Annotated in this window: 20 protein-coding genes, 3 tRNA genes and 1 pseudogene; 16 read left to right on the top strand and 8 right to left on the bottom strand. The window is 75.5% G+C overall.

All coding sequences use genetic code 11. The features are described from left to right. Positions 1 to 818: 818 nt before the first annotated feature. The 5 genes and pseudogenes from ACFY4B_RS15145 to ACFY4B_RS15125 all read left to right on the top strand — a co-directional run. Positions 819 to 2,114: pseudogene (locus tag ACFY4B_RS15145) on the top strand (helix-turn-helix domain-containing protein); the annotation flags it as partial. 557 nt (positions 2,115 to 2,671) lie between these two features. Beyond that, a complete protein-coding gene (gene orn, locus ACFY4B_RS15140; RefSeq protein WP_049660762.1) occupies positions 2,672 to 3,274 on the top strand; it encodes an oligoribonuclease in 603 nt (200 codons plus the stop codon). 186 nt (positions 3,275 to 3,460) lie between these two features. Then, positions 3,461 to 3,536: transfer RNA gene (locus ACFY4B_RS15135), tRNA-His, on the top strand. A 216-nt stretch (positions 3,537 to 3,752) separates the two neighbouring features. Beyond that, positions 3,753 to 4,199 (top strand): DUF4442 domain-containing protein, encoded by a 447-nt coding sequence (locus tag ACFY4B_RS15130; RefSeq protein WP_049660764.1) that lies wholly within the window; start codon positions 3,753 to 3,755, stop codon positions 4,197 to 4,199. A 109-nt stretch (positions 4,200 to 4,308) separates the two neighbouring features. Then, complete coding sequence (locus tag ACFY4B_RS15125; protein WP_387968189.1) at positions 4,309 to 5,217, top strand: hypothetical protein; 909 nt, start codon at positions 4,309 to 4,311, stop codon at positions 5,215 to 5,217. Positions 5,218 to 5,336: 119 nt separating this feature from the next. Here the strand turns inward: ACFY4B_RS15125 and ACFY4B_RS15120 are convergent, their stop codons facing one another. From ACFY4B_RS15120 to ACFY4B_RS15110, 3 genes are all read right to left on the bottom strand, one after another. Next, complete coding sequence (locus ACFY4B_RS15120; RefSeq protein WP_387968187.1) at positions 5,337 to 5,795, bottom strand: GNAT family N-acetyltransferase; 459 nt, start codon at positions 5,793 to 5,795, stop codon at positions 5,337 to 5,339. Between the two features lie 155 nt (positions 5,796 to 5,950). Further along, positions 5,951 to 6,856 (bottom strand): spermidine synthase, encoded by a 906-nt coding sequence (locus tag ACFY4B_RS15115; protein WP_074005154.1) that lies wholly within the window; start codon positions 6,854 to 6,856, stop codon positions 5,951 to 5,953. 105 nt (positions 6,857 to 6,961) lie between these two features. Then, positions 6,962 to 7,477 (bottom strand): hypothetical protein, encoded by a 516-nt coding sequence (locus ACFY4B_RS15110; protein ID WP_387968185.1) that lies wholly within the window; start codon positions 7,475 to 7,477, stop codon positions 6,962 to 6,964. 262 nt (positions 7,478 to 7,739) lie between these two features. On the opposite strand from ACFY4B_RS15110, the gene ACFY4B_RS15105 reads away from it, so the two are divergent. After that, on the top strand, positions 7,740 to 9,362 hold the full coding sequence (locus tag ACFY4B_RS15105) for a tetratricopeptide repeat protein (RefSeq protein ID WP_375877331.1): 1,623 nt from the start codon (positions 7,740 to 7,742) through the stop codon (positions 9,360 to 9,362). A 55-nt stretch (positions 9,363 to 9,417) separates the two neighbouring features. Here ACFY4B_RS15105 and ACFY4B_RS15100 read toward each other — a convergent pair whose 3' ends face one another. Beyond that, entirely contained in the window at positions 9,418 to 10,074 is a 657-nt protein-coding gene (locus ACFY4B_RS15100; protein WP_074005115.1) for a histidine phosphatase family protein, read from the bottom strand. 253 nt (positions 10,075 to 10,327) lie between these two features. Here ACFY4B_RS15100 and ACFY4B_RS15095 point away from each other — a divergent pair, with 253 nt between their 5' ends. The 3 genes from ACFY4B_RS15095 to ACFY4B_RS15085 are packed head-to-tail and all read left to right on the top strand — an operon-like array spanning position 10,328 to position 14,513. Then, positions 10,328 to 11,557, top strand: a complete 1,230-nt coding sequence (locus tag ACFY4B_RS15095; RefSeq protein WP_387968183.1) for a hypothetical protein — start codon at positions 10,328 to 10,330, stop codon at positions 11,555 to 11,557. Continuing rightward, the gene (locus ACFY4B_RS15090) at positions 11,554 to 13,152 is read left to right on the top strand and encodes a hypothetical protein (RefSeq protein ID WP_387968181.1); all 1,599 of its coding nucleotides are present in this window, start codon (positions 11,554 to 11,556) and stop codon (positions 13,150 to 13,152) included. Before ACFY4B_RS15095 ends, ACFY4B_RS15090 begins: the two co-directional genes overlap by 4 nt. After that, on the top strand, positions 13,152 to 14,513 hold the full coding sequence (locus ACFY4B_RS15085; protein ID WP_074005112.1) for an AAA family ATPase: 1,362 nt from the start codon (positions 13,152 to 13,154) through the stop codon (positions 14,511 to 14,513). The genes ACFY4B_RS15090 and ACFY4B_RS15085 overlap by 1 nt, the downstream gene beginning before the upstream one ends. Positions 14,514 to 14,537: 24 nt before the next feature. On the opposite strand, the gene ACFY4B_RS15080 is transcribed toward ACFY4B_RS15085, so the two are convergent. Then, positions 14,538 to 14,864, bottom strand: coding sequence for a hypothetical protein (locus ACFY4B_RS15080; RefSeq protein WP_380741407.1), 327 nt, complete (start codon positions 14,862 to 14,864; stop codon positions 14,538 to 14,540). Positions 14,865 to 15,145: 281 nt separating this feature from the next. Here ACFY4B_RS15080 and ACFY4B_RS15075 point away from each other — a divergent pair, with 281 nt between their 5' ends. From ACFY4B_RS15075 to ACFY4B_RS15065, 3 genes are all read left to right on the top strand, one after another. Beyond that, entirely contained in the window at positions 15,146 to 15,499 is a 354-nt protein-coding gene (locus ACFY4B_RS15075; RefSeq protein WP_074005111.1) for a hypothetical protein, read from the top strand. Between the two features lie 185 nt (positions 15,500 to 15,684). After that, the gene (locus ACFY4B_RS15070) at positions 15,685 to 16,230 is read left to right on the top strand and encodes a bifunctional DNA primase/polymerase (RefSeq protein WP_387968222.1); all 546 of its coding nucleotides are present in this window, start codon (positions 15,685 to 15,687) and stop codon (positions 16,228 to 16,230) included. Between the two features lie 68 nt (positions 16,231 to 16,298). Next, a tRNA-Lys gene (locus ACFY4B_RS15065) sits at positions 16,299 to 16,372 on the top strand. A 146-nt stretch (positions 16,373 to 16,518) separates the two neighbouring features. Here ACFY4B_RS15065 and pgi read toward each other — a convergent pair. Together pgi and ACFY4B_RS15055 are read right to left on the bottom strand one after the other, a co-directional pair. Next, complete coding sequence (pgi, locus tag ACFY4B_RS15060) at positions 16,519 to 18,180, bottom strand: glucose-6-phosphate isomerase (protein ID WP_074005110.1); 1,662 nt, start codon at positions 18,178 to 18,180, stop codon at positions 16,519 to 16,521. A 174-nt stretch (positions 18,181 to 18,354) separates the two neighbouring features. Further along, entirely contained in the window at positions 18,355 to 19,938 is a 1,584-nt protein-coding gene (locus tag ACFY4B_RS15055) for a Na+/H+ antiporter (protein ID WP_074005109.1), read from the bottom strand. A gap of 190 nt (positions 19,939 to 20,128) precedes the next feature. Between ACFY4B_RS15055 and ACFY4B_RS15050 the strand changes: the two genes are divergently transcribed. The 4 genes from ACFY4B_RS15050 to ACFY4B_RS15035 all read left to right on the top strand — a co-directional run bounded on the left by ACFY4B_RS15050 (position 20,129) and on the right by ACFY4B_RS15035 (position 22,991). Then, entirely contained in the window at positions 20,129 to 21,037 is a 909-nt protein-coding gene (locus tag ACFY4B_RS15050) for an NADP-dependent oxidoreductase (RefSeq protein ID WP_049651945.1), read from the top strand. 74 nt (positions 21,038 to 21,111) lie between these two features. Then, a tRNA-Lys gene (locus ACFY4B_RS15045) sits at positions 21,112 to 21,185 on the top strand. Positions 21,186 to 21,390: 205 nt separating this feature from the next. Beyond that, the gene (locus ACFY4B_RS15040) at positions 21,391 to 22,362 is read left to right on the top strand and encodes a GlxA family transcriptional regulator (RefSeq protein WP_049651944.1); all 972 of its coding nucleotides are present in this window, start codon (positions 21,391 to 21,393) and stop codon (positions 22,360 to 22,362) included. Beyond that, positions 22,362 to 22,991, top strand: coding sequence for a DJ-1/PfpI family protein (locus ACFY4B_RS15035; protein ID WP_049651943.1), 630 nt, complete (start codon positions 22,362 to 22,364; stop codon positions 22,989 to 22,991). The genes ACFY4B_RS15040 and ACFY4B_RS15035 overlap by 1 nt, the downstream gene beginning before the upstream one ends. Here the strand turns inward: ACFY4B_RS15035 and ACFY4B_RS15030 are convergent. Continuing rightward, on the bottom strand, positions 22,988 to 24,178 hold the full coding sequence (locus ACFY4B_RS15030; protein WP_082345741.1) for an MFS transporter: 1,191 nt from the start codon (positions 24,176 to 24,178) through the stop codon (positions 22,988 to 22,990). The genes ACFY4B_RS15035 and ACFY4B_RS15030 overlap by 4 nt on opposite strands. Positions 24,179 to 24,244: the final 66 nt, after the last annotated feature.

Raw genomic sequence — 24,244 nt, 5'->3', positions numbered from 1 at the left:
GGAACCGTCCCGCGACAACCAGCCACCGTTGCCCCGGCCCTCTTCCCAGAAAGGTCGACGGGTGCCACGCTTCGTGATCGAATGCATCACGCCAAATTGCCATGTCGACATAGCGTCGGATGGTGAACTTGTCACAACGGCAATGGTCCACCCGATAGATTTCGATCTTGGCCAGCAGTGCCGCACCACCCACACCACACCACCGAGGGGGCTTGAGCGCCTTGAGCAGGGTGAGCAGGAGCGACGCGGGTCCTGACAGCGGCCAGGCGGCGGCCGGCAGCTCGGGTCGGTCCGCGAGAAGCACTGGCATCGCCGCGATCGCCACCACCCGCACCTCCGGCACCCCGGGCGCCGCCTCGCACTCCTCGTACTCCGCGGTGCCCTCCCCCGGGGCGGGCACCGGCATCGGCCCCGGCGCGGCGCCGGCCACGGCGGACCACGGCGCGGCGGCATCCTACGGAGGACAGCCCGCCTACGGGGGCCAGTCGGCCTTCGGCGGACAGTCCTTCGGCGGACAACCCGTCAGCCGAGGACCCGTCAGTCCCGGCCAGGCCTACGGCGGCGAGCACCCGGGCCATTCCAGCCACCCGGGACATCCCGCCCACCCCGGCCATTCCGGCCACCCGGGCTACGGCGGCCAGCTCGGCCACCCCGGTCATTCCGGCCACCCCGGCTACGGTGGCGGCACCCCGGGCCCGAACGGCGGCGGCACCGTCGCCGCCGGGCCGGGCGGCGGTCCGCTCGGCGGCCTCGCGCTCGGCTCCGGCCACGGCCCGCTGGGCCACGGCGGGCCCGGCGCGAACGGCTCCCCGACCCCGGTGACGGCCTCCGCCCCGCGCAAGCTGTCCGGCCGGCGCCGCCGGGAGACCGTCGCGGTGCTGATCTTCGGCGGCGCCCCGATCTTCGAGAGCTCCATCCCGCTCTCCGTCTTCGGCGTGGACCGCCAGGACGCCGGGGTGCCCCGCTACCGCCTGCTGGTCTGCGCCGGCGAGGAGGGCCCGCTGGCCACCACCGGCGGACTGACCCTCTCCGCGCCGTACGGCCTGGAGGCGCTCGCCCGGGCCGGCACGATCGTCGTACCGGCCTGGCGCTCGATCTCCCAGCCCCCGCCGGTCGAGGCGATCACCGCCCTGCGCAAGGCCCACCACGAGGGCGCCCGGATCATCGGGCTCTGCACCGGCGCCTTCGTACTAGCCGCCGCCGGCCTGCTCGACGGCCGCCCGGCGACCACCCACTGGATGTACGCGCCGACGCTGGCCAAGCGCTACCCGCGGGTCCACGTCGATCCGCGCGAGCTGTTCGTCGACGACGGCGACGTGCTCACCTCGGCCGGCACCGCCGCCGGCATCGACCTGTGCCTGCACGTGGTGCGCAGCGACCACGGCGCCGAGGCGGCCAACGCGCTGGCCCGCCGCCTGGTGGTGCCGAGCCGCCGCGGCGGCGGAGGACAGGCCCAGTACATCGATCAGTCTTTACCTGAAGAGATCGGCAACGACCCGCTGGCCGAGGTGGTCACCTGGGCGCTGGAGAACCTCAACCAGCAGTTCGACGTCGAGGTGCTGGCGGCTCGCGCGTACATGAGCCGGCGCACCTTCGACCGGCGGTTCCGCACGCTCACCGGCAGCGCGCCGTTGCAGTGGCTGATCACCCAGCGGGTGCTCCAGGCGCAGCGGCTGCTGGAGACCTCGGAACTGTCGGTGGACGACGTCGCGCGCCGGTGCGGGTTCCGTTCGCCGGTGGCGCTGCGCGGGCACTTCCGCCGCCAGCTCGGGGTCTCCCCGGCCGCGTACCGGACCAGCTACCGGGCCCGCCGTCCCGGTCAGCAGCCGACCGCGCCGGCCGGTGCGCTCGGCGACCTGCGGCTGTCCGGAGCGATCCCGCACCCGGCGGGCGCGGTCGTCCCGGCGGGCGGTCCGCTGTTCGGCGGGGCCCACGGCATGCCGTCGGGGCAGCCGTTCCCGGCCGGTCCGGGCGCGCCGCTCCCGGTCGGCTCGCACGGACAGCCGGTGCCGCACGGCCAGCACGGGCAGCCGGGCGGCCACGGCCAGCCCGGCGGGTTCGGTCCGGGCCAGGTCGGGACGCCGACCGGCCAGGCCTTCCACGCCCGCGGCGGTCAGCCGTACCCGCACCAGCAGGCCTCGCAGCAGTCGCACCCCGGGCAGCAGGGTGCGGCTGGGCGCGGTCCGCTGCGGCCGCCGGTGGTTCCGCCGCAGGCCGGGTCGGGGACCGGTCGTCCGCCGCGCACCGCCGAGCACGCGGCGGCGGAGGACGGCCTCCCCCAGCCGGGGGTGCGCGGTCAGGGCCAGGGGCACCGGAGCGCGGCCGAGCGGCCCGCGGACGACCCCGGTTCGGCCGGGCGCGGCCACGGCGCGGCCACCGGACGGATGCCGGCCCCGGCCGGGCAGCCGGGCTCCGGCCCGGGCGAGCTCCGCGGCCGCCAGGCCCGGGCTCCGCAGGTCCGCGGCCAGGCCGGCCGGCCCGCGCCCGAGGGCGCCCGGGCGGCGCGCGAGGTCCGGACCGGACGGGACGGCCACACGGTCCTGACCGGCCGGGAGGACGAGCACCCGGACGGCCATGGCACGCACGACGGACCGGAGGAGCACCAGGCCGAGGCACCCCGCTCGGCTCCACCGGTCCCCGCGGCGCGTGATCGCGCCGTAGGGTGAGTTGTGTGAATGACCGTTTGGTATGGATCGACTGTGAGATGACCGGCCTCGACCTCGACCAGGACGCCCTGGTCGAGGTCGCGGTGCTGGTGACGGACTCCGAGCTGAACATCCTCGGCGAGGGCGTGGACGTCATCATCCGGCCGCCGGCCGAGGCGCTGGCGAACATGCCCGAGGTGGTGCGCGAGATGCACACCGCCTCCGGGCTGCTGGAGGAGCTGGAGCAGGGCGTGACCCTGGCCGAGGCCGAGGAGCGGGTGCTCGCCTACGTGCGCGAGCACGTGCCGGAGGCCGGGAAGACCCCGCTCTGCGGCAACTCGGTGGCCACCGACCGCGGCTTCCTGGCCCGGGACATGCCGGCCCTGGAGAAGCACCTGCACTACCGGATCGTGGACGTCTCCTCGATCAAGGAGCTGGCCCGCCGCTGGTACCCGAAGGCGTACTACAACAGCCCGCAGAAGGGCGGCAACCACCGGGCGCTCGCCGACATCCGGGAGAGCATCGACGAACTGCGGTACTACCGCGAGGCGGTGTTCGTCCCGCAGCCCGGCCCGGACGCCGACACCGCGCGGGCGATCGCCGGGAAGTACCAGGCCCCGGCGGGCTGAGCCCGGGCCCGCCCCGGGCGGCCCACCCCGGAACCGCCCGGAACCGCCCGGCGGACCCCTGTCGGAGGGACCGGGAAGGTGCCCGCGTTCGCCGGAGCGAAACCCTGGCGCGAGCACCCTCTCGGATCCTGTAGAGTTCTTCCTGTCGGAACGGGAACGCGAGAGCGGGAACGGGCCGGACAGATGGTGGGTGTAGCTCAGTTGGTAGAGCACCTGGTTGTGGTCCAGGTGGCCGCGGGTTCGAGTCCCGTCACTCACCCCAGAGCCTGAGGGGCCGATCTCTTCAAGAGATCGGCCCCTCAGGCGTTTTCGCCTCCCTCGGCAAACACGGCCCCGGTCGAACACCGCCTCAGCCGGACACGGCCTCAGCTGCGCACGCGCCCCCTCGTCCGCGTGTGCGCTCCCTCACACGCGCCCACCGGATCGGCTTTGCGGCGACCCCTGCCCTCAGAAGCTACCGACTAGTAACATCGTCGCCATGACCACTCCCACGATCGGCCAGATGCTCGACTCCACCGTGCCGATGGCGCACACCCTCAAGCTGGAGTACCTGGAGACCACCCCGGAGCGCGCCGTGCTCCGCCTCCCGGACCAGCCCGCGTACCACAACCACGTCGGCGGCCCACACGCCGGCGCGATGTTCACGCTGGCCGAGTCCGCCAGCGGCTGCATCGTGCTCGCCGCCTTCGGCGACCAGCTGTCCCGGGCCGTGCCGCTCGCCGTGAACGCCGAGATCGCGTACAAGAAGCTGGCCATGGGCGAGGTCACCGCCACCGCACTGCTCGGCCGCCCGGCCGCCGAGGTCGTCGCCGAGCTGGACGCCGGCGGCCGCCCCGAGTTCCCGGTCACCGTCGAGATCACCCGCGCCGACGGCGCCGTCACCGGCGTGATGACGGTCACCTGGACCCTGCGCCCCAACTCCTGACCGCCACCCGGTCGGTGGCCCCGGGAGAACAGGCCCGGGGCCACCCGTACGATGACTGTCCGTGACGGCGGGCGTGACCTCACCGCCCGGCCGCTCGTTCTCGATTCACGTGCGAGCCAATCACGCGACCAAGCCCCAGGAACCCGTCCCCCGCGGCGCCCCGCGCGGCGTCGCGGGCGCCCGCCGCGGGATCGCCCGGCGGCTGCCCCGCCCCCGGGTCCTCGCGGCCGCCGGGGCCCTGCTCGCACAGCTCTGGGGGTTCGGCGCCCCCGGGGCGTACGCGGCCACCGCCGACCCGGTACCGGACCCGGCCCGGCCCACCGTCCGCCGCGCGCTGCAGGCCGCACCGGCACTCGACCGGCCGGTGCTCGACAGGCCGGTACTCGACGGACCCGCCCTCGACGGGCAGTCAGCCGAACGTCCCGTCGGGTCCGGACCGCCGGGCCGCTCCCCCGGGCCCGCCGGGGAGCCGACCGGCAACGGCCCCGCCGACGGGATCACCGGCGTCGCCGGAGCCGTCGGCGGCACCCTCCAGGAACGCATCCGGGCCGGCGGCCTGCCCCTGCCCGGCCAGCGGGCGGCCGTCCCCGACGCCTTCGCGCTCGCCTCCGGCCTGCTCGGCACCGTCCCCGCCCAGGCCCGGCCCGACGGCCCCCGCGCCTCCCGCGAGGGCGAACCCGCCGCCCCGCCCTCCGCCACCCGGCACCGCGGCGGCGCCCTCTCCACCGTCCCCCGGCAGCGCGAGGCCGCGACGGAACCCCTGCTCCAGGAGGCGGCCACCGCCGTCGACGAGGGCGGACCCACCACCGAAGCCGGCAGCACGGCGGACTCCACCGCCACCCCCGCGCCGGACCATGGCAGCACGCCCGGGACGACGGCCATCGCCGACACCGCCACGGCGGCCGGCTCCGGAGACGGCTCCGCCACCGCGACCGCCGTCCTCGTCCCCATCGCCGCCGGACTCCTGCTCACCGGAGCGGCCATGTGCAAGCACCGCGGACTGCCACGCGGCCACTGAGCGGCCCCGGCCGCAGTGGACCGCCCCGTAAGGCATGGGGACGCTGCGCAGCCGCGAGAAGGCGGCGGGACACCTCCGGCCACCGGGCCCAGGGCCGGGCGGCAGCGCTCCGCCCCCGCCTAAGGCGTGGCCAGGTCCACGGCCAGCAGCGGGAGTTCGCGCCCCGGGATCGAACCGGACGGGACGGCGCCGATCCGGATGGCGCCCATCGCGAGGTAGAACGGCTCGGCGTTCGGGTCGGATTCGATGACGAGCCGAGACAGGCCGAGTGCCACGGCCAGGCCCCTCGCCCGCTCGAACAGCGCGCGGCCGACGCCACGGCCGATCGACTCGGGCTCGATGAAGAGCAGGTCCAGCGACCCGGTCGGCGGCGCCCCGGAGAGCGAGACGAAGCCCAGGACCCGCCCGTCGTCCTCGGCCACCGCCGTGGCCGACCGCTCGATCACACCGGCGTCCACGGTCAGCTCCGCCCGGCAGGCGGCCATGAACGCCTCGTCGTAGCCCCAGTACGCCTTGGACCGCAGCGCGATGCCGGTGAGCAGCGCGGCCCCCTCCGGCCGGGCCGGTCTGATCTCCATGACGCCCCCTCGGGTCGCTGGCCGGACGGCAGCGCCATTGTCGACCGCGACTCGGTCGTCGGCAAACGGTTTACGGCCGGCGGAGCGGGTGCGGAGAAGCGGTGCGGAGAAGCACCCGCAGGACCGCCGAACCCCCTACCGCGACGAGCGGCCCGTCAGCGGAACACCCCCGGCGGCGGTTCCGGGGACGGGGCCGCCGTGGCGTCCGTCGCCGGGACGGCGCCGGCCGCGAAGTCGGTGAGGGCGCGGCCGTGTTCGACCCTGGCGTGGGCGGAGTCGGAGGCGGCGCGGCGGGTGAGTTCGGCGATCGGCAGCGGGGTGTGGGCGGCGGCCAGGACGAGGTTGCCGAAGCGCTTGCCGCGCAGCACGGCGGGGTCGGCGATCAGGCAGAGCTCGGGGAAGACCGCGGCGAGGGTGGCGACCTGGGAGCGGGCGAAGGGCAGGGCGCCGCCGTCGGCGATGTTGGCGGCGTACCAGCCGCCGGGGGCGAGGGCGCGGGCGGCGAGGGTGGTGAACTCGACGGTGGTGCAGTGGGCCGGGGTGCGGGCCCCGGAGAAGACGTCGGTGATCACCAGGTCGACGCTGTCCTCGGGGGTGCGTTCCAGCACGCCGCGGGCGTCCGCGCCGCGCACCTTGATCTGCCAGCCGCGTTCCAGGGGGAGTTCGGCGCGGACGAGTTCGGTGAGCGCGGTGTCGATCTCGGCGACCTGCTGGCGGGAGCGCGGCCGGGTCGCGGCGGTGTAGCGGGCGAGGGTGAGGGCGCCGCCGCCGAGGTGCAGGACGGTGAGCGGGCGGCCGGGCGGGGCGACCAGGTCGATCAGGTGGCCGAGCCGGCGCTGGTACTCGAAGCCGAGGCGGGTGGGGTCGGCGAGGTCGACGAGGGACTGCGGGGCGCCGTCGATCAGCAGCGACCAGGCGGCGGGGCGGTCGCGGTCGGGGCGCAGCTCGGCGAGGCCGGAGCCGACGGGGCGGCTGAGCGGGCCCTGGGCGTGGGTGCGTCCGCCCGGTCCGGTGGTGGCCTCGGGTTCCGGTCCGCGTGCGGCTCTGCTGCTTCGTCCCATGGCGGCCATTATCGCCGCCGCCGGGGGACGTCCGCTGGTCAGGGGCGTGCCACGGGGGCCCGGCCGGAGGTCGACTGGCCCGGCGGGGTCCGCGCGGCACGCCCGCTAGAACGGGCCGAGGCCGCCCGCGGTGAGTGTGCAGGCGGCCTCGCAGAGGGCGGATCGGAGGACCCAGGCGTCGGTGGGGCGGGCGGTGCGGCCGGTGCCGGAGGGCGGGATCACCCAGCGCGGGTCGGTGGCGGCGGGCAGCAGGGCGCCCGCGGTACAGGAGCTGCCGGGCAGGTGCCAGGTCTCCCAGGTGCCGGCCGGGACGAGGAAGGAGACGGTGCTGCCGTTGCGGCTCTGCAGGACGACTCCGCAGGCGCGGCGCAGTCTCAGGATGTCGACGGCCTCCAGGCCGTGCCGCAGGGCGACGGTCACGGTGTCGCAGGCGCTGACGACGGCGCCCTCCTCGGGGACGGTGCGATCGCGCCGGTGGCCGCCGCGGGGGAGGCGGCCGCCTTCGACCGGTCCCCGGCCGGAGAGCCGGTCGTCGGCGGGTTCGGGGAGCAGGGCGGGGGCCGCGCCGGCGAGCACTCCCCCGGGGACGGGTCGGTACTGCGGCAGTCCGGTGGCCATCATGGGCTCTCCTGTACCTCGTCGGGTCCGGAAGCACAGCCGTTGGGAGGGGCCACCCGGCTGGGACGGGCCGGGCGACGGCGTGGGCTTCTTCCTCGTACCAGGACAACGCGGGGGTCGTGGCGCAGGCCACGGGGCGCATTACAGCAAGGCATGGCATTTCATGGCGGATACCCCGCAACATCGCCCTTTTTACCCGGGATTGACACGATATGTCCCACCAACCGAATGTGTCCGCTCGGTGACTCCGAGTACTCTCGGCGCCATGGCAGCCACCCCACCGGCCGAGCCGAACCGTCCGTCCCCCAACGCCGTGATGCGCGCACTGCGCGGCGACCGCTCTCCCGGCGAGTTCGCCACGGCCGTCCGCAGGGCCGCCCGCGAGATCGGCGAGCACGTGTCCTGCGACGCCCGGTACGTCGGGCGGGTCGAGTCCGGTGAGATCCGCTGCCCCAACTACGCCTACGAGCGGGTGTTCCGGCACATGTGGCCGGACCGCGCGCTCACCGACCTCGGCTTCGCCCCCCGGACCTCCGTCCGCCGCCGCCCGGCGGACCGGTCCGTCGGGTGGAACGAACCCCCTCCGCTCCACCCGACGTTCCCGCCCCCGCCCGCCCCGCGCTCACCTCTCTCCACTCAACTCCCGTACGCTGCCTCGCCGTACACGGATCCAGCCGCACCGGACGGGCCCCCGTGGCCGAGCCGCGGGACGGTGCCCAGGGGGCCCGATGGATCGCCCAATCTCGACGAGGAGAACGACGACGTGCGTCGCCGTACGTTCCTGGCCGGCGGCACCACCGCGCTGGCCTCCGTGATCGGCATCGACCGACCGGCCTCGGCGGCCGGCCGGCAGGCCGGCGCCGACGGCGCCCCCGGTGCGCTCGCCGGCCAAGGCGCCTTCCCCGGTGCGGAGTTCACCGCGCCGTCGCTGCTCGGCGGCGAACCGCTGGTGCCCGGCCGGCCCGGGCCGGTGGGGCCGCTGCGCCGGGTCGGCGCCGCCGAGGTGCTCGGCGTGGAACAGGCCGTCCGGGAGATCCGGCTGGCCGACGACGCGCACGGCGCCGACGCCCTGTACGAGCTCGCCGGGCGGTCGCTGCGCAACGCGTACGTGCTGCTCAACGAGTGCGAGTACAGCCCGGAGACGGAACGCCGGCTGCAGACCGGGGCGGGCGAACTCGCCATCTCCGTCGGCTGGTTGGCCCACGACTCGAACCGGCTCGCGGACGCCCGCTCGTTCTACTCCGAGGCGCTCGCCACCGCCCGGATGGCCGGGGACTCCGCCCTGGAGGCGCACGTCTTCTGCAACAGCGCCTTCCTGGCCCGGGACGCCGGCCGCCCGCGCGAGGCGCTGCGCGCCGCCCAGGCCGGGCAGGTCGCCGCCCGGGGCCTGGGCTCCGAGCGGCTGCTCGCCCTGCTGGCCATGCGCGAGGCCGGCGCCTGGGCGCTGCTCCAGGACCGCGTCTCCTGCGAGCGCGCGCTCGGCCGGGCGTACGCCCTCTTCGACCGGGGCCCCGGCGGGCGGGACCCGGAGTGGATGTCCTTCTTCGGCGAGGCCGAGATCGCCGGCCTCCAGTCGCAGTGCTGGTCGGCGCTCGGCGACTGGGACCGCGCCAGCGAGCAGGCCGGGCTGGCGATAGCGCTCCAGAAGCCGCACTTCGTCCGCAACCGGGTGCTGTACACCGCCGAGCTGGCCCACGACCGGCTCGGCCGCGGGGACCTGGCGGGGGCGGCGCACCACGGCTCGGCCGCCGTCGCGCTGTTCGGCGCCGTCCGCTCGGCCCGGATCCGGAGCATGCTCGCGGACACCGCCGGGCGGCTGCGCCCGCACGTCGCGGTGCCCGAGGTGCGCCGGTTCCTGACCGACTACGACCGGGCGGCGGCCGCCTGAGCCCCGCCGCCCGGCCTAGCCTCGACGGGCCCCGGAGCCGCCCGGCACAGCCGGCTCAGTGCCCGGCGGCCAGGCCCTCCAGGTGGGACAGGTCGTTCCAGACCTCCACCGCCGGGGCGCCGTACTCCCAGGACAGCACGCACAGCGCGGCCGTACCGAGCTTGAACCGCTGGGCGTACTCGGGCGGCAGGCCCAGCCAGCGGGCGGTGAGGATGCGCAGCAGGTGGCCGTGGGCGAACAGGATCACGTCCCGGTCGGCGCAGTGCATCACGGTGGTGTCCGGGGCGGGGACGCCGTGCTCCTCGTTGAGGCCGGCCAGGAAGGCGTCCACCCGGGCGGCCACCTCGGAGAGCTTCTCGCCGCCGGGCACCCCGTCGCGCCAGATCAGCCAGCCGGGCTGGTCACTGGAGCGGATGTCCGCGCCGGTGCGGCCCTCGTACCGGCCGTAGTCCCACTCCATCAGCTCCGGACGCTCCACCGCGCGGTCGCCGAAGCCGGCCAGCTCGCAGGTCTCCTTGGCCCGGCCGAGCGGGCTGGTGTAGACGAGCGCGTCCGGCAGCCCGTTCCAGGGGGCCTTGGCGAGGCGGGCGCCGAGGGCCCGGGCCATCGCCCGGCCCTCCTCGGTCAGCGGGATGTCGGTGCGGCCGGTGTGGCGGCCGGTGGCGGACCACTCGGTCTCGCCGTGGCGGACCAGCACGATGCGGGCGGGCATGGGGACTCCTAGCGACGGGGCGGTGGCAACGGTCGGTCGGTCTCACCATTGAGCACCGGGCTCCATGATCCCCCACCCGGGCGGCGACCACGATCGAGGGGCCCGTCCCGGCGGCCGCGGGACCGGGGGCGGCAGGCGTCCGGTTCCGGCCGCGGCCCGGGGGCGGCGGACGTCCGGTTCCGGCCGCGGACCGCCTCTCCAACGGCCGGTCCGCACCGCGTTGTCGGACCCGGATGCGACACTGGGCCGCACCATGAACGTCTCGACGAACGTCCCGCCGCGCGGGCCCGCTGAGCCGCTCGCCCAGCGGCTCGCGGAGCTGCGCGGACCGGCCCCGCAGCGCAGTCTGAACGCCCGCTCCCTCGCCGCGCTGGCCGCCAACCCGGGCTGCCACCGCCGCGCCGTGCTCGACGCGGCCGGGGTGGACAAGTCGGTGCTGGCGGCCCGGCTCGGCCGCCCGGCCCCCTTCGGCCAGTCCCCCTTCGCCATCGCCCGCGGCGTGATCTTCGAGTCCCGGCTGAAGGCCGACGGCTACGCCCCACTGCTGGAGCCGCTCCGCCACCACCTGGGCCTCCCTGCGGACGGCCACGCCCCGCTCCTGGTGCCGGACCTGCTGCACCGCTCGGGCCCGGCCGTGCGCGCCGACCGGACGGCCGAGGCGCTGGCCCTGGCCGCCGCCGACCCGGAGGCCTGGACGCTGCTGGACCACCCGATGCTGCGCCTGGGGGTGGCCGGCAGCACCGCCTACCTGGAGCCGGACGCGCTGGTGGTGCACGGCGGGCGGTGCACGGTGGTCGAGATCAAGTCCTTCCCGGTGCTGGACGGCGGCGCCGACCCGGCCAAGGTCGGCGCCGCCGCCCGGCAGGCCGCCGTGTACGTGCTGGCGCTCCAGCGGCTCGCCGCCGCGGCGGCCGGGCAGCCGCTCGCCGAGGACCCGTACACCGAGCAGCGGCTGCCGGGCAGCCCGCGCACCAGCGTGCTGCTGGTCTGCCCCAAGGACTTCGGCAACCGGCCGACCGCGGTCGCCGTGGACGTCCGCCGCGAACTGGCCACCACCCGCCGCCAGCTGGGCCGGATGACCGGCATCGGCCGGCTGCTGGCGGCGCTGCCGCCGGACGCCGACTTCGACCTGGCCGCCGACGAGGACGGCGCGCCGGCCCGGACCACCGAACAGCTGGCCGCCTCGGTCGAGGCGGTGCCCGCCGCGTACAGCCCGGACTGCCTCTCCACCTGCGAACTCGGCTTCCACTGCCGCGCCCGGGCCCGCTGCGACGACCGGGTCGAGCAGCTCGGCCGGGGCGTGCGCGGCGAGCTGGGCAGCATCCGTACGGTCGCCGAGGCGCTGGCCGCCGCCGGCACCAAGAGCGAGGACCTGGACGGCGCGGACGACGCCGCCGAGCGCCTGGCCTACGCGGCCGCCCTGCGCGCCGAAGCCCTGGGCGCCGGCGCCGTGGGGGCGGAAAACCAAGGGGCTCGCGCATGAGCCTGCTCACCACCCTCGCCCGGCTGGAGGCCGTCCGCAGCGGCCGGGCCGAGCCGCTGGCCACCGTCCGGCACCGGCACCTGTCCGACCGCCCGATGGTGCTGGTCCCGCTGACGGCCGCCGGCGAGTCCGGCGCGCCGCTCGCGGTGATGCTCGGCACCGACCGGGACGCGCCCCGGCTGCACCTGGTGCCGCAGCCGCTCAACCGCACCCTGCGGTTCGACTTCCTGGCCGAGCTCGCCGCCGACCTGCTGCCGTACCTGGAGTCCTTCGCCGAGGACGTCGAGCAGATCGAGGGCTCCGAGAAGGACCCGGAGACCGGCGAGAAGACCCAGGTGTTCCGCGAGCTGTGCGCGGACGCCCCGCAGCTGGTGGTGCCGAACGGCGCGGGCGTGCACCACCTCGCCCTGATCGGCCGCTCGACCCGCTTCCGCCGCACCGCCGAGGACGAGGAGCCGGGCCCGTACCCGGCGCCGGTCCGGGTGCCGCTGCTCGGCCGCTGGCTGACCCACCTCACCGACCGCGCCCAGGTGCCCGGCTCCTCGCTGCTGCTGCCGATGACCGGCCTGCTGGCCCGGCACTGGGCGACCGGCCAGAGCCACCTGGAGGACCAGCACCTGGCGGCCCGGCTCGCCTGGCACCGCCCGCCGGACGGCCTGACCGGCGCGCGGGCGGCCGAGCTGGCCGAGTCCGCCCGGGACGACCGGGGGCAGCTGCTGCACCCGCCGGCCGGCCCGGCCACCGACCCGCGCTTCGACGAGTTCGTGCTGGCCCCGGCGATCACCCGCTACGACTCCGCCGTGGGCGCCCTGCAGCACAGCGCCGAGCAGCGCGACGAGGCCGCCGCCGCGCGCGCCCGGACGGCCGTGCGGGCGGCGGTGACGGCGCTGGAAGAGGCGCTGGCGTCGGTCCTGCTGCCCACCTGGCGGGACGTCTGGCAGGGCCTGGACCTGCTGCGCGCCCTGCCGCCGGCCGGTCACCTGGCGGAGCGCTGGACGGGCGACCGCTGGTCCTACACCGGCCACCGGGACCGGCTGGCGGCCGGCGAGCCGCCGCAGCCCCGGCAGGACGACGCCGTCACCGCCGCCCGCAAGCTCGCCCAGCGCGAGCGCGAGCAGGCCCGCCTGGACGTCCAGGAGGCGCTGGACGACCCGCTGGCGATGGCCGAGCACCGGCTGTCCGGCGAGGCGTTCAGCGGCGTGGTGACGGAGGTGGTGCCGGACTGGGACACCACCGGCCGCTCCCCCAAGCCGCGCCCGCTGGTCACCCTGCGCACCGCCGACCGCCCGCACGCGGACCTCGGCCGGGAGGTGCACCGGGTGCACGGCCCGAGCCCGCAGAAGGCCGAGATCGTCGCGGTGGACACCGCCGAGGGCACCCTCACCCTGCGGGTGCTCTCCGGCATGGGCCGCAGGAAGGAGCCGGAGCCGGGCAGCCTGCCCGAGCCCGGCGAGCCGGTCACCTTCACCCTGTTCGAGCTGACGGTGCGCCAGTCCGCGCCGCTGCCCGAGCCGGACGACACCCCCTGGACCCACGGCGGCCCGCCCGGCGCCGCGCCCGTACCCGCCCCGTCCGTCTCCGAGGAGTGGGAGTGATGACCACTTCGATCCCCGAGCAGGCCCCGGGCGCGGCCGCCGACGCCGCGGTGGCCCGGATCCTGGCGGCCACCGTCCGTCCGCCGGCCGGCGCCCCGCGCGGCGTGGTGGTGGACTCCCCGCCCGGTGCCGGGAAGTCGACGCTCGTGGTGCGGGCCGCCCGCGAGCTGGTCGGCGCCGGCGAGCGGCTGATGATCGTCGCCCAGACCAACGGCCAGGTGGACGACCTGGTGGGCCGACTGGCCGAGAAGGCACCGGAGTTGACGATCGGCCGGCTGCACGCCGCGGACTCCCGGCCCGGTCCGGAGGTGCTGAAGCACGCCAACGTCACGCCCTCCGACAAGGTCGCCGACCTGGTCGAGCACGACGTGGTGATCTCCACCTCGGCCAAGTGGCAGTGGGTGCGGACGGAGGCGCCCTGGCGGCACGCGATCGTCGACGAGGCGTACCAGATGCGCTCGGACGCCCTGCTCGCGGTGGCCCGGCTGTTCGAGCGGGCGCTGTTCGTCGGCGACCCGGGCCAGCTGGACCCGTTCACCGTGGTCGGCACCGAGCAGTGGGCCGGGCTGTCGTACGACCCGTCCGGCAGCGCGGTGGTCACCATGCTGGCGCACAACCCGGAGATCGAGCCGCACCGGCTGCCGGTCTCCTGGCGGCTGCCCGCCAGCGCCGCGCCGCTGATCTCGCGGGCCTTCTACCCGTACACGCCGTTCCGCTCCGGCACCGGCCCGGACGACCGCCGGCTGACGGCCGCCGTCCGCCCGGACGGCTCGGCGCTGGACGCGGTGATCGACCGGGCCGCCGAGCACGGCTGGGCCCTGCTGGAACTGCCCGCCCGGCACACCGTACGGACCGACCCGCAGGCCGTGGCGGCCGTCGCGGCCACCGTCCGCCGGCTGCTGGAGCGGGGGCTGACCGCCCACTCCGAGCAGGGCGAGGCCCCGCTCACCGCGGACCGGGTCGCCGTCGGCACCGCCCACCGGGACCAGGCGGCGGCCGTACGCGCGGCCCTGCTCAAGGCGGGCGTGCCGGTGGACGGCGCGGCCGGTCCGGCCGTCACGGTGGACACCGCCAACCGCCTGCAGGGCCGCGAGTACGACGTCACCGTGGTGCTGCACCCGCTCTCCGGGCGCCCCGACGCGACCGCCTTCCACCTGGAGACCGGCCGGCTCTGCGTGCTCGCCTCCCGGCACCGGCACGCCTGCATCGTGGTGGCCCGGGCCGGGATCGCCGAGCTGCTGGACGAGCACCCCGCGACCGAGCCGGTGCAGCTGGGCGTCCCGGTGGCCTTTCCGGACGGCTGGGAGGCCAACCACGAGGTGCTGGAGCACCTGAGCCGCCACCGGGTCCACCTGCGCTGAGGCCCGTCCGGCCGGCCGCCGGGGTCAGTCCTCGGTCTCGCAGACGGCGTAGGCCACCACCGACCCCCGCTCCGCCTGCGCGCTCCAGCCGCGCGCGTCGGCGGTGGGGCCGTCGGCGCGCACCGGACCGTCCGCGTCCGGCTGGAGCCGGTAGCCGCCGCCGGTCAGGTGGGTGCCGGCCGGGCAGGTCGCCGTCGAGGCGCCGCCGGGGGCGCTCGGCTCCCCGGTGACCACCAGCGCCGTCTCGGCGGCCGCGGCGGGCGGGGCGACGGAGGCGGCGACCGTGAGCAGGGCGCCCAGCAGGGACAGGACGGACAGGGCGAGGGCCGTCAGGCCTCTTCTCACACGCATGGGGGTTCTCTCCGGTTCGTCGGCTTCATCGGCTGCCTCGGCTTCGTCGGGCAGCCCGGGCGCACCGGGTGCACCGGGCGCACCCGGACAACCGGTTCGCATGCGATCCGGAAGCGCGGCGCACGAGTCGCGCGCCCGGCGTGCGCCGGGGAATAGCGCTCGCGTGCGCACCGTTCCGCTACGGGCCCCCGCCGCGAGACAATGGACGGCGGCCACGACCGGGCGGCGCAGCCCGGAGCAGATTTCCCCCACCCCCACCCGAAACCCGGAGGTGTCCGTCCATGCCCGACTCCCCAGAGTCGTCCGAGCCCACCAGGCGCCTGCGTCCGGTGCAGCTGCTGTTCGAGCCGCAGTCCGCCGAACCCGAGCCGGAACGATTCTTCGACCTGGAGTCGATCGAGGACCCGGCGGAGCTGCTGCGCCGCTCCACGGAGCTGGCCCTGGCCTTCCGGGCCGCCGCCGAGCGGGCCACGGACTTCCAGGCGGTCGCCGCCGCGCAGCTCGCCGACCCGCGCCGGTTCGACGCGCTGTCCGACGCCGAGGTCGCCCGGCGGGCGGACTGGACCCCGGACTACGCCGCGAAGATGATCGAGTACGGCCGCACCCTGCTCCAGCCGCGCCGGCACGAGGACTGAGCGCCCGCGGCCGGACACGGGCCTCTGGCATATGCGCGGCGGGGAAGGGTACGCCGTCCCCCGCCGCGCTGTCCGGCGAACCGCGCTTTCCGTCGCACCGGGGGCGTGCGCCGCACAGGCTGCTCTCCGTGGAGATCTGGACGCAGCAATCGGTGACGCAGCAGTCGGTGTCGTACCCGTCGGTGATGCACCCGTCGGTGGAGTGCGTCGGCGCGGCCGGGGAGGCCTGGCTCGCTTCCGCCAGCGAGTACCCGCGCAGCATGCGCGCCCTGTGGGAGAGCCGCCCCTGGGCGCCCTCGGTACTGCCCTGCGGGCGCGCCTTCGACGTGATCAGCATGCCGGCGCTGTTCGGCCGCCGGGTGCTGGACGAGCTGTGGGCGTCCGGGCCGGGCTGCGGGCCGGTGGCCGTCCACCGGGGGCGGCTGCTGCTGTTCGTCCAGCCGGGCGCGGCGCCCCGGCTGCGCCGGCTGCTGGCCTGGGAGGAGTGGGCCCGGGACGTGCCGCCGCTGCTGTGCCACGGCAAGGGCGACGCGGTGACCGTGCCGCCCCTGCAGCGGCTGGTGAACAGCCCGGACTCCCCCGGGCAGGGCGCCGGCCGGTGGATCGTCGCGCCGGAGCGGCGCGACCCGCGGCTGCCCGGCGCCGCGGTGGTGCTGTGGGCCTGCGTCCGGGCGGCGCGCGAGCCGGGTGCGCCGGTTGCCGCCGGGGCGGCCGTCGTGACCGGGGGGTGAACGCGGGGCGGCCGTTATTCGATTTTGGCTCGGCCGCACGGCGCTGCTAGAGTCTTCTCTGTCAGCAGGCGCCGCTAGCTCAGTTGGTTAGAGCAGCTGACTCTTAATCAGCGGGTCCGGGGTTCGAGTCCCTGGCGGCGCACAGACAGTCGGAAGGCCCTTCGCGAGAGCGAAGGGCCTTCCGGCGTTTCGGCGTCTCAACGCTCCGGCGTTCCGGGTTTCCGGGTTTCCGGGGCCGGAGAAGCGTCCCGGGCCGCCCGCCGGAGCGGACGGCCCGGGACGACGGGCTCAGCGGCCGCGCAGCGCGCGGTAGCGGGCGACCAGCTCGGCGGTGGAGCTGTCCAGCTGCTCGGTGCCCTCGCCGGTGAGCAGCACCGGCTCGATCCGCTTGGCGAGCACCTTGCCCAGCTCGACGCCCCACTGGTCGAAGGAGTCGATGTTCCAGATCGCGCCCTGGACGAACACCTTGTGCTCGTAGAGGGCGACCAGCTGGCCGAGCACCGAGGGGGTGAGCTCGCCGGCCAGGAGGGTGGTGGTCGGGTGGTTGCCCTGGAAGGTCTTGTGCGGGACGAGCTCGGCGGGCACGCCCTCGGCCGCGACCTCCTCCGGGGTCTTGCCGAAGGCCAGCGCCTGGGTCTGGGCGAAGAAGTTGGCCAGCAGCAGGTCGTGCTGGGCGACCAGGCCTGCGGGCAGGTCGGCGACCGGCTTGGCGAAGCCGATGAAGTCGGCCGGGATGACCTTGGTGCCCTGGTGCAGCAGCTGGTAGTAGGCGTGCTGGCCGTTGGTGCCGGGGGTGCCCCAGACCACCGGGCCGGTCTGCCAGTCCACCGGGGTGCCGTCGCGGGTCACCGACTTGCCGTTGGACTCCATGTCCAGCTGCTGGAGGTAGGCGGTGAACTTGGACAGGTAGTGCGAGTAGGGCAGCACCGCGTGCGCCTGGGCGTCGAAGAACGCGCCGTACCAGACGCCGAGCAGGCCGAGCAGCAGCGGGACGTTCTGCTCCGGCGGGGCGGTGCGGAAGTGCTCGTCGACCAGGTGGAAGCCGTCCAGCATCTCGCGGAAGGCGTCCGGGCCGATGGCGGTCATCAGCGAGAGGCCGATCGCCGAGTCGTAGGAGTAGCGGCCGCCCACCCAGTCCCAGAACTCGAACATGTTGGCCGTGTCGATGCCGAAGTCCTGCACGCCCCGGGCGTTGGTGGACAGCGCGACGAAGTGCTTGGCCACCGCCTCGGTGCCGGCGCCCAGGCCGCCGAGCAGCCAGTCCCGGGCGGAGACCGCGTTGGTGATGGTCTCGATGGTGGTGAAGGTCTTCGAGGCGACGATGAACAGCGTCTCGGCCGGGTCGAGGTCGCGGACCGCCTCGTGCAGGTCGGCGCCGTCCACGTTGGAGACGAAGCGGACGTCGAGGTCGCGCTTGCTGTACGAGCGGAGCACCTCGTAGGCCATCGCCGGGCCGAGGTCGGAGCCGCCGATGCCGATGTTGACGACGGTGCGGATCGGCTTGCCGGTGTGGCCCTTCCACTCGCCGCTGCGGACCCGGTCGGCGAAGGCGGCCATCTTGTCGAGGACGGCGTGCACCGCGGGCACCACGTTCTCGCCGTCGACCTCGACCACGGCGCCGCGCGGGGCGCGCAGCGCCGTGTGCAGGACCGCCCGGTGCTCGGTGTTGTTGATCTTCTCGCCGCGGAACATCGCGTCCCGCAGCTCGGCGACACCGGTGGCGGCGGCCAGCTCGCGCAGCAGCCCCAGCGTCTCGTCGGTGACCAGGTGCTTGGCGTAGTCCACGTGCAGGTCGCCGACCTGGAGGGTGTAGCGGCGGCCGCGCTCCGGGTCGGCGGCGAACAGCTCGCGCAGGTGGGTGGCGCCCAGTTCGGTCCGGTGCTTGGCCAGGGCGGCCCACTGCGGGGTGCGGTCGAGCGGGGTGCGGGCGTCGGCGCGGGTCTCCGACATCGGTGGGTCCTCGATTCATCTGGGTGCAGAAACCGGCAGGGCCAGGCGTGAGGGTTCGCCGAGGTCGTGCGGGTACTGGTGGTGCGCCGACTCCGTTGACGGCCTGCCCGGGTTCAGCCTATGCAACCCCGGGGCCGGTCGTGCGCATTCCGCCCGGCCCCGGCTGCCGCCCCGTCACTTCCGTTCGGAGCGCAGGTCGAGTCCGCGCAGCACCTCGTCGACCAGCTCCGGATCGGCGCCGGGCTCGCTGCGGGCGGCGAGCATCTCGCGGCGGGAGGCGGCGATCATCTCCTGCTCGACGTCCCGGGCGGCCCGCCACTGGGCCATCCGCAGCTTGGCCTCGGCGGCCTCCTCCTCGGCGTAGTTCTCCGGGCAGAGCCGGGCCAGCCGGTCGTGCTGACGGTCCCGCAGGCGGTCGGCGACCTCGGCGGGCAGCCGGTCCTGCTCCTCCAGTTCGCCGAGCCGGTTGAGCCCGGCCTTGGCGGCCCGCCACCAGAGCTGGCGCACCGCCTGCTCGTGCTTGTCCTGGTCGATGTCCAGTTCGAACCGCTTGGCCAGCCAGGGCAGGGTGAGGCCCTGCACCAACAGGGTGAAGAGCACCACGCTGAAGGCGATGAAGACCAGCCGGCCGCGCTCGGGGAAGTCCTCGCCGGAGTGCAGGGTGAGCGGGATGGCGAGCGCCAGGGCGACGGTGGCCACGCCGCGCATGCCGGACCACCAGAGGATCACGCTCTCCTTCCAGCTGAACGGCGTGTCCTCCTCGTCGCCGGAGCGCAGCCGCTTCGACAGCCAGCCGGCCGGCAGCAGCCAGAGCAGCCGGACCGCCACGACCACCGCGATGACCACGGCGGCGTCGCCGATGAAGCCGGTCCAGCCGCGGCCGGCCTCCTTGAGCACGGTGGCCAGCTCCAGGCCGATCAGTCCGAAGGCGACGCCGGTGATCAGGATCTCGACCACCTCCCAGAAGGCGTTGCCGACCAGCCGGTAGGCGACGGCGTCCGCGTCGGAGGCCCGCTCGGCGAGGTAGAGCGCGCAGACCACGACGGCGAGCACGCCGGAGCCGTGGATCTCCTCGGCCAGGGTGTAGGCGGCGAAGGGCACCAGCAGGTTGAGCGCGACCTGCTGGGTCGGGTCGTCCAGGCGCTCGGCGAGCTTGGTGTTGACCCAGCCGAGCGCGACGCCGACCACCACGGCCAGCACCGCGGACAGCACGAAGCGCAGCACCGCGTCGCCGCCCGAGAAGTCGCCGCTGACCATGGCCTCGATGGACAGCGAGTAGATGACGATCGCGGTGACGTCGTTGAACAGCCCCTCGCTCTCCAGGATCGCCACCAGGCGGCGGGGCAGCCCGACGCTGCCGGCCACCGCGACGGCGGCGACCGGGTCGGGCGGGGAGACCAGCGCGCCGACCGCGATGGCGGCGGCCAGCGGCAGGGCGGGCAGCAGCCAGTGCACGGCACCGGCCACGGCGACCGTGGTGACCACCACCAGGCCGATCGCCAGCAGCAGGATCGAGCGGGCGTTGGCCTTGAAGTAGCGCACCGAGGAGCGCCGGGCCACCGCGAAGATCAGCGGCGGCAGGACCAGCGGGAGGATCAGCTCGGGTTCGATGCTGACGTCCGGGATCTGCGGGACGAGCGCCATGACGATGCCGAGCAGGGTCATCAGCACCGGTTGTGGCACTCCGGTCTTCCGACCGAGCGGCATGGTCACCACGGAGGCGAGCAGCACCAGGAAGAACAGGGGCAGCTGGCCCACGGGGAGGTTCCTCTCGACGACGGACGGCTGAGCGCCGTCCAGGATAAATCTGACAATGCGCCCATCAGTGTCGACACGCTGAACAAAAGCTTGACCTCAAGCGCACTTCAGGCCCGAGGATCGTCGACAACGGATGGATCAAGAAGGCTCACGAAGGTTCGAGAAGGATCGAGAAGGGGCGGGAAAAGGCATGAAAGCGGTCACCGTGACGGGGAGCGGCGGTCCTGAGGTCCTACGGGTCACCGAGGTGCCCGACCCGGAGCCCGGGCCGGGCGAGGTACGGGTACGGGTGTACACGGCCGGGGTGCAGCCGGTGGACCTCGCGATCCGGGAGGGGTTCCGTCCGCCGGGCCTGGCGGTCGAGCCGCCGTTCGTCCTCGGCAACGAGTTCGCCGGGGTGGTCGACGCCCTCGGTCCGGACGCCGGCGACTGGCGGGTCGGGGACGAGGTGCTGGGCTTCCGGGTGCTGGGCTGCCAGGCCGACCGGGTCGTGGTCGACGCCGGCCGGCTGGTCGCCAAGCCCGCCGGGATGCCCTGGGAGCAGGCCGGCTCGCTCTCCGCCTCCGGCCAGACCGCGCACCTGGCGCTCACCGAGCTGGGCGTCGGCCCGGGCGACACCGTGCTGGTGCACGGCGCCGCGGGCGGGGTCGGCACGGTCGCCGTCCAGCTGGCCCGCGCCTGGGGTGCCACCGTGGTCGGCACCGCGAGCGAGCGCAACCACGCGTACCTGCGGGAGCTGGGCGCGGTACCGGTCACGTACGGCGAGGGGCTGGTGGAGCGGGTCCGGGCGGCGGCGCCGCAGGGGGTGACCGCGGCCTTCGACGCCGCCGGGCGGGGCGCCCTGGAGGCCTCCGTCGAACTGGTCGCCGACCGGGACCGGATCGGCACCGTGGTCGACTACCCGGGCGCCGAGCGGCTGGGCGTCCGGCAGCTGCGGGGCGAGCGGACGGCCGGGCGGCTGGCCGAGCTGGTGAAGCTCTGGGAGGCCGGCGCACTGCGGCTGGAGGTCGAGGAGTCGTTCCCGATCGAGCGGGTCGCCCAGGCCCACCGGCTGGTCGGCTCCGGGCACGTCCGGGGCAAGGTGGTGCTGACCATGTGAGCGCGCCGGGCTCCCCGCCCCGGGCCGATTGTGAGTTTCAGCCGCTGACCAGGTAATGTTCTCCACGTCAGCAGGCGCCGCTAGCTCAGTTGGTTAGAGCAGCTGACTCTTAATCAGCGGGTCCGGGGTTCGAGTCCCTGGCGGCGCACAGACAGCCGGAAGGCCCTTCGCGAGAGCGGGGGGCCTTCCGGCGTTCCGGCGTACGCCCGCGCGGTTTCCGCCGTACGCCCGCGCGCGCCTCCGGTCCCGCGCCGCCGCACGCGCCCCCGCCCTCGCTCCCGCACGCGCCGGATGGCAGGAAAGGTGGGAAGCAGGTCATTGCTGCCACCGCTCCCCGTTGGGAGGCTGGCCGTATGAGAGCGCACAGCGTGGTCATCGTCCTCTTCGAGGGCGTGCAGAGCCTCGATGTGACCGGCCCCCTGGAGGTGTTCGCGGGGGCGGGCCGGGCCGCCGGGCAGCCCGCGGCCTACCGGGTCACCACCGCCTCCCCCGGCGGCGGGCCGGTGCGCAGCCACAGCGGACTGCGGCTGCTGCCGGACGCGGACCTGGCCGGGGTCGGGCCGGTGGACACCCTGCTGGTTCCCGGCGGGATGGACACCGGGCGCCCGGACCCGGCCCTGGTGGAGCGGATCCGGGAGCTGGCCGGAGCGGCCGAGCGGGTGGTGTCGGTGTGCACCGGGGCCTTCCTGCTCGCCGAGGCCGGGCTGCTGGCCGGGCGCCGGGCGACCACCCACTGGGCCTACGGCGAGGAGCTGGCCCGGCGGTTCCCGGACGTCGAGGTGGACCCGGACCCGATCCACGTCCGGGACGGGCGGATCGCCACCTCGGCCGGGGTCACCGCCGGGATCGACCTGGCGCTGGCCCTGGTCGAGGAGGACCTCGGGCGCGAGACGGCCCTGCTGGTCGCCCGCCACCTGGTGGTCTTCCTGCGCCGGCCGGGCAACCAGGCCCAGTTCAGCACCCAGCTGGCCGCCCAGGTGGCGGCCCGGCAGCCGCTGCGCGAGGTGCAGCGGTGGATCGCCGAGCACCCGGAGGCCGACCTCTCGGTCGAGGCGCTGGCCGACCGGTCGGCGCTGTCGCCGCGGCACTTCGCCCGGGCCTTCGCCGCCGAGGTGGGGGTGACCCCGGGCCGGTACGTGGACGGGGTCCGGCTGGAGGCCGCCCGGCGGCTGCTGGAGGACACCGACCACGGCATCGAGGAGATCGCGCGCTCCTGCGGCTACGGCACCCCGGAGGCGATGCGGCGCGCCTTCGTCCGGGCCCTGGCCGCCCCGCCCGCCGAGTACCGACGCCGCTTCCGACCCGAACCCACTGGAGGTCACTGATGCGCATCGCCATCCTGCTCTACCCCGAGTTCACCACCCTGGACGCGGTCGGCCCGTACGAGGTGCTGTCCCGGCTCCCCGGCGCCGAGGTGGTGTTCGCCGCCGCCGAACGGGGGCCGGTCCGCAACGACGTGCACAGCCTGGCGCTCACCGCGGACGCCGCCCTGGACGAGGTGGACTCGGCCGACCTGCTGCTGGTGCCCGGCGGGCCCGGGACGGAGGCCCAGCTGAAGGACCGGGCCGTGCTCGACTGGGTGCGCCGGATCGACGCGACCACCACCTGGACCACCTCGGTCTGCTCCGGCTCGCTGATCCTGGGCGCCGCCGGGCTGCTGGAGGGCCGCCGGGCCACCTCCCACTGGGGCGTCCTCGACCGGCTGCCCGGGTACGGGGCGGAGCCGACCGGGACGGAGCGGGTCGTCATCGACGGCAAGTACGCCATCGCCGCCGGGGTCTCGGCCGGGATCGACCTCGCGCTGACGCTGGCCGGCCGGATCGCCGGGGACACCGTCGCCCAGGCGATCCAGCTGCTGATCGAGTACGACCCCCAGCCGCCGTACGACTCCGGCGCGCTCGCGAAGGCGTCCCCCGAGGTGGTCGAGGAGGTGAACCGGCTGATGCGGGGCTAACCCCGCACCGACGGGAAGGCGTGCCGGCGGGCGGCGGTGGCCACCGCGAGGACGGGGAGCATCAGCGCGAGCACCGTCCAGGGCAGGGCGCCGGTGCCCAGGCCGCTCAGGACCAGGCCGCCGAGCACGCCGCCGCCCGCCATCGCGGCGTTCCACAGGGTCACCAGGACGGCCTGGGCGGCGTCCGCCCGCTCCCCGCCCGCGTCGCCGAGGGCGGTCTGGAGCAGGGTCGGGGCGCCGCCCCAGCCGAGGCCCCAGAACAGCGCCGCGGCGTACACCAGCGGCGTGCTGCCGGACGCCACCGCGAGGACGGCCGCGGTCACGGCGACCAGCAGCGCGCCGCCGATCGTCAGCTGCCGCAGCCGGCGGTGGATGTGGGCGCCGACCAGCCAGACGCTCGCCAGCGAGGCCAGCCCGAAGACCAGCAGCACGGTGCCGGTGGCGCCGCCGAGGCCGGCCCGGTCCAGGAAGGGCGCGATGTAGGTGAACAGGATGGTGTGCGCGAGCACCCAGAGCACCGTCACGGTGAGCACCGGCCGGACGCCGGGCACGGTGAGCGCGTCCCGGACCGGTGTCCGCTCACCGGCCGGCTGCCCGGGCTGGTCCGGCAGCAGCGCCGCGATCCAGCCGATCACGGCGACCGCCAGTGCCGTCATGGCCAGGAAGGGCACCCACCAGGCGAGCACCTGCCCGAGGAAGGTGCCGACCGGCACTCCCAGCGACAGCGCGACCGGCACGCCCGCCATCGCCACCGCCATGGCCCGGCCCTGCTGGTCGACCGGCACCAGCCGGCGCGCGTACCCCGCCAGCAGGGCCCAGGCGAGGCCGGCCGCGACGCCCGCGAGGAAGCGGGCGGCCAGCGTGAGCGGGTAGTTGGTGGAGACCGCGGTGACGGTGTTGGCCACCGCGAAGCCCGCCATCGCGGTGAGCAGCAGCCGCTTGCGGCCCCAGCCGGCGGTGGCCGCGCTGAGCGGGATCGCGGTGACGGCGGAGCCGATCGCGTAGACGGTGACGGTCTGCCCGGCCGCGGACTCGCTGACCCCGAGTGCCTCGCTCATCCCGGGCAGCACCCCGGCGGGCAGGTTCTCGGTGAGACCGGTGACGAAGACGGCGGTGGCCAGGGCGAGCAGGGCGGGGAGCGGGAAGGGCTTGGGGGGTACCGGGGTGGTGAGCTGTGTGGTCGCCATGGGGACCATGCTTGGACCTCACACCGGTGTCAGGTTCAAGCACGGTCCCGCGGGCGGCCGGGTCAG

The organism is Kitasatospora sp. NPDC001261 (assembly GCF_042896795.1).
In the GTDB taxonomy this organism is placed as follows: Bacteria; Actinomycetota; Actinomycetes; order Streptomycetales; family Streptomycetaceae; genus Kitasatospora.
The sequence above is the reverse complement of the archived record's forward strand: the minus strand, read 5'-3'. Positions and strand labels throughout refer to the sequence as shown.

What these genes read in the sequence shown, in the direction of transcription:
- ACFY4B_RS15040 (WP_049651944.1), top strand. Translation starts at nt 21,391, where the DNA reads ATGAGAGCGCACAGCGTGGTCATCGTCCTCTTCGAGGGCGTGCAGAGC.
- ACFY4B_RS15030 (WP_082345741.1), bottom strand. Translation starts at nt 24,178, where the DNA reads ATGGCGACCACACAGCTCACCACCCCGGTACCCCCCAAGCCCTTCCCG.
- ACFY4B_RS15090 (WP_387968181.1), top strand. Translation starts at nt 11,554, where the DNA reads ATGAGCCTGCTCACCACCCTCGCCCGGCTGGAGGCCGTCCGCAGCGGC.
- ACFY4B_RS15085 (WP_074005112.1), top strand. Translation starts at nt 13,152, where the DNA reads ATGACCACTTCGATCCCCGAGCAGGCCCCGGGCGCGGCCGCCGACGCC.
- ACFY4B_RS15035 (WP_049651943.1), top strand. Translation starts at nt 22,362, where the DNA reads ATGCGCATCGCCATCCTGCTCTACCCCGAGTTCACCACCCTGGACGCG.
- ACFY4B_RS15075 (WP_074005111.1), top strand. Translation starts at nt 15,146, where the DNA reads ATGCCCGACTCCCCAGAGTCGTCCGAGCCCACCAGGCGCCTGCGTCCG.
- pgi (WP_074005110.1), bottom strand. Translation starts at nt 18,180, where the DNA reads ATGTCGGAGACCCGCGCCGACGCCCGCACCCCGCTCGACCGCACCCCG.
- ACFY4B_RS15080 (WP_380741407.1), bottom strand. Translation starts at nt 14,864, where the DNA reads ATGCGTGTGAGAAGAGGCCTGACGGCCCTCGCCCTGTCCGTCCTGTCC.
- ACFY4B_RS15130 (WP_049660764.1), top strand. Translation starts at nt 3,753, where the DNA reads ATGACCACTCCCACGATCGGCCAGATGCTCGACTCCACCGTGCCGATG.
- ACFY4B_RS15050 (WP_049651945.1), top strand. Translation starts at nt 20,129, where the DNA reads ATGAAAGCGGTCACCGTGACGGGGAGCGGCGGTCCTGAGGTCCTACGG.
- ACFY4B_RS15110 (WP_387968185.1), bottom strand. Translation starts at nt 7,477, where the DNA reads ATGATGGCCACCGGACTGCCGCAGTACCGACCCGTCCCCGGGGGAGTG.
- ACFY4B_RS15105 (WP_375877331.1), top strand. Translation starts at nt 7,740, where the DNA reads ATGGCAGCCACCCCACCGGCCGAGCCGAACCGTCCGTCCCCCAACGCC.
- ACFY4B_RS15070 (WP_387968222.1), top strand. Translation starts at nt 15,685, where the DNA reads ATGCACCCGTCGGTGGAGTGCGTCGGCGCGGCCGGGGAGGCCTGGCTC.
- ACFY4B_RS15115 (WP_074005154.1), bottom strand. Translation starts at nt 6,856, where the DNA reads ATGGGACGAAGCAGCAGAGCCGCACGCGGACCGGAACCCGAGGCCACC.
- ACFY4B_RS15095 (WP_387968183.1), top strand. Translation starts at nt 10,328, where the DNA reads ATGAACGTCTCGACGAACGTCCCGCCGCGCGGGCCCGCTGAGCCGCTC.
- ACFY4B_RS15120 (WP_387968187.1), bottom strand. Translation starts at nt 5,795, where the DNA reads ATGGAGATCAGACCGGCCCGGCCGGAGGGGGCCGCGCTGCTCACCGGC.
- ACFY4B_RS15100 (WP_074005115.1), bottom strand. Translation starts at nt 10,074, where the DNA reads ATGCCCGCCCGCATCGTGCTGGTCCGCCACGGCGAGACCGAGTGGTCC.